The sequence below is a fragment of the Bacteroides sp. OM05-10AA genome, assembly GCF_003439055.1.
GTDB classification, from domain to species: domain Bacteria; phylum Bacteroidota; class Bacteroidia; order Bacteroidales; family Bacteroidaceae; genus Bacteroides; species Bacteroides intestinigallinarum.
Genome location: NZ_QSUR01000002.1, coordinates 254,642 through 266,540 on the forward strand (window position 1 = coordinate 254,642; position 11,899 = coordinate 266,540).

Sequence of the window (11,899 nt, forward strand, 5' to 3'; positions counted from 1 at the left end):
ACTATGAGAACCAGAATTCTTTTGACGGCAGTATCATTTGTGATGTTGGCTGCATGTAACAATTTACAAGAGGCGGAAGAGGCAGCCGGGCAATTTCCGGTGGCCGCCAGTGTATGGGGAACTGTCAATGCGGACAACGTGCCGGTGAGCCGGGTTGCAAATGACGTATGGGAAACCGGAGACGCAATCGGCATAACCGGAAAAAGCGGAAATGTTGAATATGTGAATAAACGGTATGACTTCTCCAAAGGCTCTTCCTTCATTCCTGCGGGAGAGATAATTTATTATATAGATAAGAAGACTGTAGAGTTTTCTGCTTATCATCCTTTCAACGAAACGGGAGGTGCGTTTAAAGTAAATGTGAGTAATCAGAATGAAAGTAAAAACTTCGATTATTTATATGCTACTGCAGAAGGTTCGGAGGCAGCTCCACTCCTGGACTTTAAATTCCGGCATCAGATGTGCAAAGTAGTGCTGAACTTCCTACCGGGTAGTGGCTTTGCGGAAGATGCGGACTTTAGTAACGGTATTATCCGGTTTGCCTCTTTGCATCCCACCGGTACGTTTAATACCATCACCGGTAGTGCTGAAATTAATGCGGAAGAAGCGGGCGGACTTGAATTTATTGCCGGAACTACCATTGTACCGGCTGGAAATACTTACTCATTTATCCTCCTGCCCGAAACAGTTTCCGGCGGTGTTGCACTCTCATTCATTCAGGAGGATGGAACTGTCTATGAAGGAGCAAGCCTGACGGGGAAAGAATCTGCTGATTTGGCTTTAACACCGGGCAAAGTGTACGAGTATAACGTTACAGTGAACCGTGAACGGCTTACCATCTCTTCTTCCGCTATCCACGGGTGGGATGAAACTCCCGGAGATAAGGATGTGAACATAAATATATAATTCAACCTGTTAATGAGTCTGATAATTATGAAACCAGATAGTAGAAAATTACGGATGTTCGCCTGGCTGTTTGTTATGGCAGCAGGCGGTGTACTGACATCATGCACATCTGATGAAAAAGAAATTTCCGGTTCGCCGGACAATAAATATCCGATGGAGTTTGTGGGACAAGTCTTTAACCAGTCGATCACGCGGACTACTTCGGAAGGAACATGGACTGGAACGGAAGAAGTGGGCGTACAAGTCGGTGACGGAATAAAGTTGTATAAGGCAGATACATACGGAGCTTTGACAACCGAAGATACCCCCTTTTATTGGGAAAGCAAGACGGCAACGGTTGATGTATTGGCATGGTTTCCTTGCAATGGCACAGAAGCGTTGCCCGCATCGTTCCCTGTGCAACAGGATCAGAACCAAAATGATGGTTTTCAGAACAGCGACTTCTTGAGAGCCAAAGGTATTTTTACCTTTTCCGGTCAACAACCGGCTCTGGATTTTTATCATCTGCCAGCAAAAGTGAAACTGAATCTGAAAGCCGGCGAAGGAGTGGAAGATCCCGAAACAGTGAAGAATGCAGAAGTAACCTTTGTCAACATGGCATTAGCTTCCGGTGAAATAAACATGGCTACGGGTGAAGTGGCACAAACTACCGGAGAGGCAACAATTATTCCTCAAAAACTGGATGAAGAGAGCGTAACAGAAGGCTGTTTGCAGACACTGCAAGCCTTACTGGTGCCGCAACAAATGAGAGGCAAACAGTTTATTAAAGTAGTAGTGGATGGTGTTGAGGCCTATTATATCCCGGCGGAGGATGATGCAAACCTGCAAGCCGGTTACCTGTATGTTTACAATATTGAGATAACCCACAGAAATGAGATTGAGGTGACTCTTGCCGTTTCCGGTCCTGCCTGGGCAGAAGGGAAAGAACAAACTGTTGTCAGCAGTACTTATTACACGGCGGACGATATGAAACCCGGCGATTTCTTTTACCGTACAGCAGATGGAACGGGTTGGGCAGTAAGTGATGGTGGTTTGCGTAAAGTGAATCATGCAACAGGTGAGAAAGAGTGGGAAACTCCGGCGCAAAGTCCCGTTGACTTTACAGACGGGAGAGTATGTATCGGCATTGTTTTTCAGACAGAATCAAAACGTATCAGTGCACTTGAAAAGGCAAAAGGGTGGACACACGGGTACGTGATGGCTTTGACCGATGCTGCCGAAAAGTGTACTTGGGGTGATAAGACCATAGATGAAGATACGGGAGAAATGACTGAAGGCATTAATTACTTCCCGAATCTGGCAACAAACTTCGATATGTATGGCGATATTGACGGATATGGCAAGAAAGTATACATTGCCGGACAGAAACTTGCCGGAGTAACAACTGCCGACGGCACACTTTATGATGTTTTCTACCACTCGGAAAATTATGGAACGGATGATAGCGGACAGTATGCTGCACCTGCCGATGGAACGACTTCCGGCTGGTATCTGCCTACTATCGGACAGTGGTGGGACATTCTGGAAAATCTGGGTGATGCTAATGGATTGATAGCCTTGCGAAATAGTTCAGGAACTACTGTTGAACTCAAAAATGGAGTTTCCCAAGTTGCCATAGACCGGATGAACGAACTTATGAGTGCTAGTGGACAAACTGTTACTTTATTTAAGGCAGATGTTCATTATTGGTCGAGCTCGGAAAAGAGCAGCGGTGTCGCCCGGCGTGTCCTTTTCGATGGCTCGGGTAAGAAATATTCTTTGCGAATTGGAGATAATAATAAGGATAATCCTTCTACGAATGTCCGCTGCATTCTGGCTTTCTAAGTGGACTCCTGAAGAAACGTTCCGTATATGAAAAAAATAAAAATGAGAATATGATGAAATTATATAAGTTATTTATTCTGTCAGCTTCTGTTTTTCTGCTAACAGCTCTATCAGGCTGTTCCAAGGAAGAAAATGCTTTTACCACTTTGCCGGAAGGGGGACTTCCTCTCACTCTCAAAGTCACTTCGGACAATTATATATCTACCGGCACTGTTGAAACACGCATTGTAGAAGAAGGTTACACAACTCAATTTACTTCCGGTGACGAGATTGGTGTTTTGCAGCTCACACCGTCATCCGGAAATGGAGGAGAGACAGTAGCTAAAAATTATCGCTTTACTCTTGATGATGAGGGTAATTGGACAGGAGTACCATTGTCACATAAGCAAGGGGATGAGTATATCGTTTACTATCCTTATACTTCGGTTAGCAGTAAAGAGGAACTGGAGGTATATTTTACTTCATTCGAACCTCGTCTGAATCAAGCCACTTATGAGGATTATACGAAAAGCGACCTGATGAAAGGAGAAGGACTCGTATCAGGAACTACATTGAATGTCAATTTGGAACATCAGATGGCATTGATCGTAATCGAAGTTCCGTTGGGCAAATGCGCGACTACCAAAGACGGTAAAGTGAAATATCATCCGGCTACTACGGTTTTGGGTGCACCTGCTTTTTCGTGGGAAGAAGGAAAGGTTCCTTATCAGACTTCGGATGAAAGAATCCTGCGTTATATCATCAAGCCGGATGCGGATTTCTCCCTGAAAGGCAGCTATCCTTATTATATAGGTACACGGAAATTCGACATAGCGGCTACTGCCTCCGATGCAGCTGCTAAACACTATCTTTTCTATACGCTTGATGAGGGAGTAGAACCTCCGGGTAGCCGTGATGTTCAGGTAGGAGATTATTATATGAGTGATGGAACTATACTTCCCGGAGATGTAGCCAGTGTACCTGAAGGCTGTATCGGAATTGTGTTTCAGGCAGATACGGAGCGTATGAGTGTCGATGAACTGGCACAGGGATGGACACATGGCTGCGTCATGGCACTGACTAATGCAGGTAAAGACTCCAAATGGGGAAAGGCAGCCACGGAAGGCGATGGGGAAAATTCTCCATTTGCGGAACATGCATCTACCTATAAGGGGATGTATCAGGAGATAGGCGGATATGTGAAAACGAAGTATATGGTGGATACGTATGCAAATGAGGCTACTTTTCAGGAGGTGAACGGAGCTTTTTATCAGGCCAGCCAGTATGGAGAAACGGCGGCAACGACATCATATAAAGCTCCCAAAGGCAGCAGTGGTTGGTATTTGCCAAGTATAGGCCAATGGTGGGATATTTTTGAGAACTTGGGAGAAGCGAAAGGACTGACCGCTCTGAAAGATAACGAGACGACATCTAGCAATATCGCAATTAGTTTGAGTGGAGAATCGGTATTCGAAAATCTGAATACTTGTCTGAAAGCTGCATCATCATCAGTCGATGAATTTGAAAGTTCGAAAAATTACTGGTCGAGTTCAGAACACAATAGAAATAATAAGGGATTGGTTTATGCACATTCTGTGTCTTTGACTGCTACCTCCCTTACAACCACCGGTGCCACTAAAACAAGTAACAGTAACCGCAGAGTTCGTTGTGTACTCTCATTTTAGAAACCACAAAAGATATATATTAAATGTTAGTTCTCATGCCGGAATGCCTTGAAGGTATTTCGCATGAGAACTATGTCACACTTAAATGAATCATGATTATGAAAATGAAATTTCTTTTCCTGGTGGCCCTTGTACTTTTTACTTCCGCCATCACAGACAATTCTCCGGTAACAATTTATATGATTGGTGACTCGACTATGGCAAATAGAAATCTAGCGAAGAGTCCGCGAAATAAGGAACGTGGATGGGGAATGATGCTAGGCAGCTTTTTCCCTGCCGATAAAGTGGTAGTTGCCAATCATGCAGCTAGTGGTCGCAGCACAAAAAGTTTCATTGACGAAAAAAGATGGACGCGGGTAGTCAATCAGATTAAGCCGGGTGACTATGTGTTTATCCAGTTCGGACATAATGACGAGAAAAAAGACAATCCGAAACTCTATACCGAACCGGGCGGTACGTTCGACGATAATCTGCGTAAGTTCGTGAATGAAACCCGTGCAAAAGGCGGTATTCCCATCCTTTTCAATTCTATCGTCCGTCGTAAGTTCTGTCAGGATGCAGCGGGGAACTTTACCGATTCACTCTCTGATACGCATGGTGACTATCTTCTTTCTCCTAAACAGATAGCTGAAGAACTGAATGTGGTCTTCATTGATATGAACAAGATGACTCATGATCTGGTGCAACAGATGGGGCCGGAGAAATCGAAAGAACTGTATATGTGGGCTGGAAAGAAAGATGATACACATCTGAATATCAAAGGTTCCCGCGTATTTGCCGGAATGGCGATTGATGCGGTCGGCAAGAAAATTCCCGAACTGGGGAAATATATCCGTCACTTCGATTATGTGGTAGCCACGGACGGAAGCGGTGATTTCTTCACCTTGGATGAGGCTTTGAAAGCGATTCCGGCAAGGAAGAAATGTACAGTGCTTGTACGTACAGGGCAATATGGTCTCAAGCCGGAGATTAGAAACAAGTTGATAAAGATTACGGAAGATGAAGGCGTCACTTACGGAAGTCCGGCAATCTAGCAGGAAACGTCATTTGAATAGCAGACATAGAAAAACTATAATTCCCACCACAACGCTGGAACGGCTCATGTTTTCGAGGCATGAGCCGTTTTCGTATCGTTCAGAATTAGTTCCAATCAGCATCTATTTGTTTCTAGCATCTAAAGAATTTATCCCTAGTGCTGCATAATTCTATTCGTCTGACAACTGTTAAACTTTCGTCTGACAGTTGTTATTCTTTCGTCTAACAGTTGTCAGACGAAAAATAAACAGCTGTCAGACGAATAAATTCATGAATAAATTTTCTTTGTTTACTATTATTTGAACTGATATCCTCTGAAAGTTCCTTTTAAGTCCGTGCCGAAATAGAATCCGGGTTGGGTGGGTTGGTTATATCCTACATTTTGGGTGGCGATGCTGATTCTGTATATCGGATCTTCCAGGAAAGTATGAAAACGATATTCTGTTGGAATTGTTGATACATATAAATGCAGGGAGTTGTTATCTTCGGAGCGGAAAAGGACTTCTTCGCGCCAATCACCGAGGATATCTCCTTGCAGGCAGGGGGTGGCTTTCGTACTGTTATTGGAAGCAACTCCTTCAAACTCGACAAACGGGATAAAGCATTTCTGTTCCCAGTCATATTTGCTGATGCGGGTTTTATCCAATACTTCACGCAATAAATCACCATCCCACCAAACAGCCATGTTAACAGGGAAGTTTTTAGTCTTCGGAGCAATCAGTTCCCCTTTGAAATTGATGATGCCGCCTGTTCCCGGTGACCATAATTCCACTCCCGGATTCGTCGGGTCGATGTCAGCGGCCATACAACGGCCTATATCCCGGGTACTCTTGAGTTGCAGGATGATTTCTCCGGTGGCAGCATCCCGATAAGTACTGCCGTCACGTTTGTTTTCGTGGCAGGCCCATACTTGCAGACCTTTGCGGGCAGGGTCTATTTGAGTCAGTTGAATGGCATCGCCATGTCCGAGGCCGGTAGAGTAGAGCCCTTTGCCATTATGGTCGATGGTGCACGAACCGTAGATGATTTCATCACACCCGTCACCGTCTATGTCTCCTACACGGAGATTATGGTTTCCTTGTTTGGCATACTTTTCATTTCCGGGGATGTTTGTATCGAATACCCAATGCTTATTCAGTTTCTTTCCATCCCAGTTGAAGGCAGCCAGTACGATACGCGTGTAGTAACCGCGGCACATCACTACGCTGGGACGAACACCGTCCAGATAAGCGATGCAGGCGAGAAAACGGTCGCTGCGGTTGGCACGCGTATCACCCCAGTCTTTGGGATTTCCACGGGCAGGGATATAGTCAGTAGTGTAAAGTGCTTCACCGGTAAGTCCGGAGAATACGGTCAGATATTCGTTACCTTCCAGTATGCGTCCCTGACGAGTAAGTTTATTCTTTTTCTTATCAAATACGCCGGGCTCGCGATAGTCGGCTTTGGCATTTCCTAGCACTTTTCCTTTGCCGTCTACCGTTCCGTCCGAAGTACGCATCACTACTTCCGCTTTGCCGTCGCCATCGAGATCATACACCATGAATTGGGTGTAGTGTGCTCCGGCACGTATGTTCTTTCCCAGGTTGATACGCCATAGTTGCTCGCCATTCAGCCGGTAGCAGTCAAAATATACTTCGCCTGTATATCCGTCATGAGAATTATCTTTTGCGTTGCTGGGTTCCCACTTCAGGATGATTTCATATTCACCGTCACCATCTACGTCACCAATAGAAGCATCATTCGGACTGTACGTATAGGTATCTCCTGCCGGAGTCACACCGTCGGCAGGCTTCTGCAATGGAATTTGCAGGTAACCGAGAGGGGCGTTGGCGGGAAGCGTGTATTTGCCGTCAATGTGATGCGTCTCTTTTCCTTTCAGTACGGGGCGTACTTCGTATGCCGCCGTTTCCAGACTGCTATTCTCGTCACGGAACAAAGTACCCGTGACCACCGGTTGAGCAGTCAGCTTCTTACCGCCACGATATACATTGAAAGCCGTTTCCATCGGATCTGAAGAGAGGTACCGCCATGAGACTACTACTGTCGAGGGACTTTCACGGATGGCAACCACACCGCGTCCGAGTTTCTCCTTTTGTAGTTTTGAATAGTTATAGTTGGGTTGGGCATTTGCTGTCCATGTGGATGATAATGCGAATACGCACATCAACCGGTAAATATATCTTTTCATACCAAATTGTTTTTAGTTTCTATAAATTTCCGGAAGGCGTACTTTTCAGATGAATATTACATTGATCGTTGTTCTCGGATGCAATAGTGGTGTTGTCCTTGGTATCCAACATAATTTCCGCCAGATTAAAGTTTCTGCTATATCGGATTCGTCCTGCTTTCTGTGCCTGTGCTTCGATGGCATACAGGAAGAAATTCTCCAGACGTAATGTATCGTTCCATCCCGATGCGGAGATAAACTCTCTGACGTTGGTGGCTTTGACATGCGAAAGATAGACGTTACGGAATTTCGGATACCCCTTTTCTTCGGGTGCTACCGGAGTGAGCAGTATTTTCCAGTGCTCGGGGATTTCTTTGTGCGAATATTCTTCGGGCAGGGTACTGTAACTATATTGCGGATTCCAGTTCAGATCAGCGGCCAGTACATTGCGTACACTGTCTGCTTTGACACGGGTAATATAGATATTTTCTATGATTCCGCCCCGGTTCATAGCACTCTTTAGTCTTAATACACTCCAGGTACCTTGGGCTGTGAGGTCGTGTCCCAGGATATTTCGTATGCCGCCGGAAGTTTCGCTTCCGCAGGTGATAAGTCCCGCACCTTTGCGGGTGGTACAGTTACGTATGACTACATTCTCCGTCGGGCGGTTGACGCGCAGCCCGTCTGTGTCTCTGCCCGATTTCAGGCAGATATTATCATCATTGCAGTCTATCATACAGTTTTCTATCAATATATTGGTAGAGGAATCTATATCCACTCCATCTGTGCTCGGTCCGCGTCCGCCGATATTATTGTTGATGGTGAGTCCGTTGATACTGCAATAATCGGAGTAGAGAATCTGACAAGCCCAAAAACCGGTACGCATCAGGGTGAAGTCCTTTAAAGTCACGTCTGTGCTCCGTTCGACCAAGATACCGCGTACACGCTTGCAATCATAATCCACAGCCCAGCGCAAACCTTTCTTTTCGTACTCCCTGCGCATGCTCCAGTATTGATCCCAAAACTTCTTTCCACGGCAGTCAATCATTCCCTCGCCACTGATAGCTACATTCTTCTGCTTGATGACATTAAGAACGGCCGACGGCCATATCATTTCAATACCGGCGATGCGCGAACGGAACTCGGGATAGTTGTTTATATCGGTAGAAGCGAGTAAGGTCACCCCCTTATCCAGTTGCAGGTTGACACCGCTTTTGATAAACAGAGCTCCCACCAGGTAGTATCCGGGAGCCAGTATCACGGTTCCGCCCCCTGCAGCGGAACATTCGTCAATCGCCTTTTGAATAGCTTCCGTACTAAGTCGGGTGCTGTCGGCTACTGCGCCGAAAGAGTTGGCGGATATAATTCTCCCGTCCGGTTGCTGTCTGCTACCGACGCTGTCTGCCCAACTCAAGTCCACTTGCTGCGGCAGTTTTCCCCAGTCATAGGTGTGGTGAGTCTGTTTGCCGGGATTGCAGGCTGTCAGGAGTACACCGGTTAAGAGGGAAGTAAGAATGCTGTTTATTCTCATTTGATAAACTTTTGGTGATTAAGATTTCTAAGAAATATTGTCTACGTAATTTTTTCGACTAAATTAGCGGCTTTTATTGGAGAGGCGAATGGAGTGGTGTACGAAAGCATGGACTATTTCTTGTATATTGACCGCTTGTGATAGAATGTCCATGAATCACATAAAAAGTCCATACTTATTAGATATTCGCAGTTAGAACCCCTTCAGGATGGGGTACATTGATAGTCCATACAAAAGTACGAATGTCCATTCCCGACAGGGATGTGCAGTCCTATCTTTGCCGTATAATAAAATCTTGTTGATAACTCTATTTTAATTTTAAGACTATGATACACACGTTATTTGGTTTATGCAAGAAACGTTTCAGCCGGTTGGAAACTTGCGGCCTGGTCATGTTGATGTTGCTATTGCTGGCAGGTTGTACCGATACGGAGGAACAGTATGAACGTCCTTCGTGGTTGGAGCCACCTATTTATGATGTATTGGCAGGGAAAGGTAATTTCTCCATGTATTTGCATGCGGCGGATAAGACGTTGTATAGTTCCATCCTCAAAGGAGCAGGTAATTATACTGTATTTGCCCCGAACGATGATGCCTTCCGCAAATTCCTCTCTGAACACAATTATACTTCTGTTGATGAAGTTCCCGTGGATGTACTGACACAAATTGTCGCTTATTCGATGGTATTCAACCGTTTCGAGACTGCCCGCCTGGGAGATGTCTTGAATAGTGGTATTTGGGAAACCGGGACTTCTATCAAAAAACGCTCCTCTTATTATAAGACACTTTATAAAGAGACTATCGACGGAGTGGAACAGTGGGTGGTAGACAGTCCTGCCGATGTGACGGCTGTTGTTACTCCTTATAAGTTTTTACCCATTTTCACCGATTCTTATTTTACGGGTAATCTGTTAACTGCAACCGATTATGAGAAATTCTTTCCGGATGCCGCCTATTCAGGATTGAATGCTGCTGCCGGAAGCGTATCGAATAAAGATATGTATGCCGAAAATGGAATTATCCACGAGGTGGATGCAGTTAGTTTGCCATTGGATAACCTGGATGAGATGTTGAGAAGGGACGAGCATGAATCCTTCCGCAAGATTTTAGAAACGAAAGTAGGAAGTTCCTATCTGTTTGTCTCTTACTTGTTGGGTGAAAATACAACCGAAGTTTATAAGAAACTTTATCCGGATCGTAATATCTCTGCAGTTTATTGCAAGACTTATCAAAACTTGCCTTACTTATTGAATAATGAAGATTATAAAGGTACGGAAAGCGGTACGACGGAACAACATGGATATACCCTGCTCGTTCCTTCCAACGAGTCTGTGCAACGGTTTGCGGAAATGTTGTGCGAACGTGCCGAGGTGGGTGACTTGTCAGAACTTTCACTGACCGCATTGACCTATTTCCTGAAAGCCCACATGGTGCCGCGTATTGTATGGCCTTCGCACTTTGCCTCGGAACAGAACTCCAATGAAGAGTATCTGAATGGTGAAGGAAAAGACGGGCCGGATTTTGATGCTTGTGTAACAAAGAGCAGCTTTGCCAGCAACGGTGTACTGTATGATACGAAAGAAATCGTGCAGAGCAAATACTTCACCACTGTTTATTCCGAAATCCTGCTGAATAAAGACTGTCGTAACTTGGCAAATATAGCCTACGAGAAGTTTTTTATCAACGATTGGATACCGGAGATGACCAAAAGTAAGTTGACGGGAGATAAAGAAGTAGATTATATCATGGTACTTCCTTCAGACGAATTGCTGAAAGCGGACGGATTCTCTTATGACGAAGTGAATAATAAATTTCTGAATGAAAATCTAACTGCTTCTGCCGATGCGGAAGACCGCATGAAAAGGTTGCTCCGTTCGTGTGTGTTTAAACGTACGAAGGGATTGACGGAACTGGATGATTTTGCCGGATTTCCCCAACTGTCTTACGACGGATATGGCTATGCGGTAAATATCTATGGAGATATGATACGCTTCAGGGATAACAAACTGCAAGGCTTGGGCAACATCCTTGATGGTACGGAAGTAGAGGTGGAAGAAGTCGATTTTGACTATATCAACGGTCATGTTTTCCGCATTACAAACGGAACAATGATCGAATACAGTCCGCGCAACAGTGGTGGTACGGCTGCATTTACCGTTCCTAAACTTTACGACCGTATCACCATGTATGCACAGGAAAATAGTGACTGTCGTTTATTCAAGCAATATATGGATAGAGTCTATGGAGGGAGTTCTCCTTCTTTTATCAGAGAAAGTACTAATTATACAGTTCTGATTCCTACGGACGAAGCGATACAAAATGCAGTGGGTTCGGATCTTCTTCCCGCTTTACCCAGCGGCAGTGATGCTTTTGAATCGGAAGACAAATCGATGGTAGAACGTTTCATACAACTTTGTTTCCTTACCGGAACAGTAGTGCCGGATGATGGAATGCCTTATATAGAACCGGGAAAGAATGAAAGCCTTGCATTGAATACTGTCTACAAACTGACGGATAGCGAGCTGGATTTATGGTCGGTCACCACTGCGGTGGTCGTATCCAAACAGGCAGACAATAGTTTGACTTTCCGTTTTCGGGATATAACCAAAAACGACTGGCTTCAGGTGGAGGGATATGCACCGGTCAATGTCGTACGTGAATCTGGTAAGAGTAACTATGTAGGCCCCTTGTCTGTGATACATGCCGTGGATGGCATCATTGGGTTTACAACACATCCCAAAGAATAATTGAATCTAATATTTACCTAATTAA

General features: G+C 45.0%; 7 protein-coding genes. 5 read left to right on the forward strand and 2 right to left on the reverse strand.

What is annotated here, in order from left to right; genetic code table 11:
- The first annotated feature begins 3 nt into the window (after window positions 1–3).
- The 4 genes from DXB58_RS02320 to DXB58_RS02335 all read left to right on the forward strand — a co-directional run bounded on the left by DXB58_RS02320 (window position 4) and on the right by DXB58_RS02335 (window position 5,428).
- Window positions 4–906: a fimbrillin family protein gene (locus DXB58_RS02320; protein ID WP_009001043.1), complete on the forward strand. Its 903-nt coding sequence runs from the start codon at window positions 4–6 to the stop codon at window positions 904–906.
- A 27-nt stretch (window positions 907–933) separates the two neighbouring features.
- Window positions 934–2,730, forward strand: a complete 1,797-nt coding sequence (locus tag DXB58_RS02325; protein ID WP_157179105.1) for a fimbrillin family protein — start codon at window positions 934–936, stop codon at window positions 2,728–2,730.
- A gap of 50 nt (window positions 2,731–2,780) precedes the next feature.
- Entirely contained in the window at window positions 2,781–4,394 is a 1,614-nt protein-coding gene (locus DXB58_RS02330) for a hypothetical protein (RefSeq protein WP_032854010.1), read from the forward strand.
- Between the two features lie 98 nt (window positions 4,395–4,492).
- Window positions 4,493–5,428, forward strand: a complete 936-nt coding sequence (locus DXB58_RS02335) for a rhamnogalacturonan acetylesterase (RefSeq protein ID WP_009001040.1) — start codon at window positions 4,493–4,495, stop codon at window positions 5,426–5,428.
- 296 nt (window positions 5,429–5,724) lie between these two features.
- Here DXB58_RS02335 and DXB58_RS02340 read toward each other — a convergent pair whose 3' ends face one another.
- Complete coding sequence (locus DXB58_RS02340) at window positions 5,725–7,617, reverse strand: rhamnogalacturonan lyase (protein ID WP_009001039.1); 1,893 nt, start codon at window positions 7,615–7,617, stop codon at window positions 5,725–5,727.
- A 19-nt stretch (window positions 7,618–7,636) separates the two neighbouring features.
- Complete coding sequence (locus tag DXB58_RS02345; protein WP_009001038.1) at window positions 7,637–9,127, reverse strand: glycoside hydrolase family 28 protein; 1,491 nt, start codon at window positions 9,125–9,127, stop codon at window positions 7,637–7,639.
- 326 nt (window positions 9,128–9,453) lie between these two features.
- On the opposite strand from DXB58_RS02345, the gene DXB58_RS02350 reads away from it, so the two are divergent.
- Window positions 9,454–11,874 carry a fasciclin domain-containing protein gene (locus DXB58_RS02350; RefSeq protein ID WP_122135786.1) on the forward strand — a complete coding sequence of 807 codons (2,421 nt, stop codon included), beginning with the start codon at window positions 9,454–9,456 and terminating at the stop codon, window positions 11,872–11,874.
- The last annotated feature ends 25 nt before the right edge of the window (window positions 11,875–11,899 follow it).

Excerpts from the sequence above, each read along its gene's own strand:
- DXB58_RS02325 (WP_157179105.1), top strand. The coding sequence starts at position 934 with ATGAAACCAGATAGTAGAAAATTACGGATGTTCGCCTGGCTGTTTGTT.
- DXB58_RS02330 (WP_032854010.1), top strand. The coding sequence starts at position 2,781 with ATGATGAAATTATATAAGTTATTTATTCTGTCAGCTTCTGTTTTTCTG.
- DXB58_RS02340 (WP_009001039.1), bottom strand. The coding sequence starts at position 7,617 with ATGAAAAGATATATTTACCGGTTGATGTGCGTATTCGCATTATCATCC.
- DXB58_RS02345 (WP_009001038.1), bottom strand. The coding sequence starts at position 9,127 with ATGAGAATAAACAGCATTCTTACTTCCCTCTTAACCGGTGTACTCCTG.
- DXB58_RS02335 (WP_009001040.1), top strand. The coding sequence starts at position 4,493 with ATGAAAATGAAATTTCTTTTCCTGGTGGCCCTTGTACTTTTTACTTCC.
- DXB58_RS02320 (WP_009001043.1), top strand. The coding sequence starts at position 4 with ATGAGAACCAGAATTCTTTTGACGGCAGTATCATTTGTGATGTTGGCT.
- DXB58_RS02350 (WP_122135786.1), top strand. The coding sequence starts at position 9,454 with ATGATACACACGTTATTTGGTTTATGCAAGAAACGTTTCAGCCGGTTG.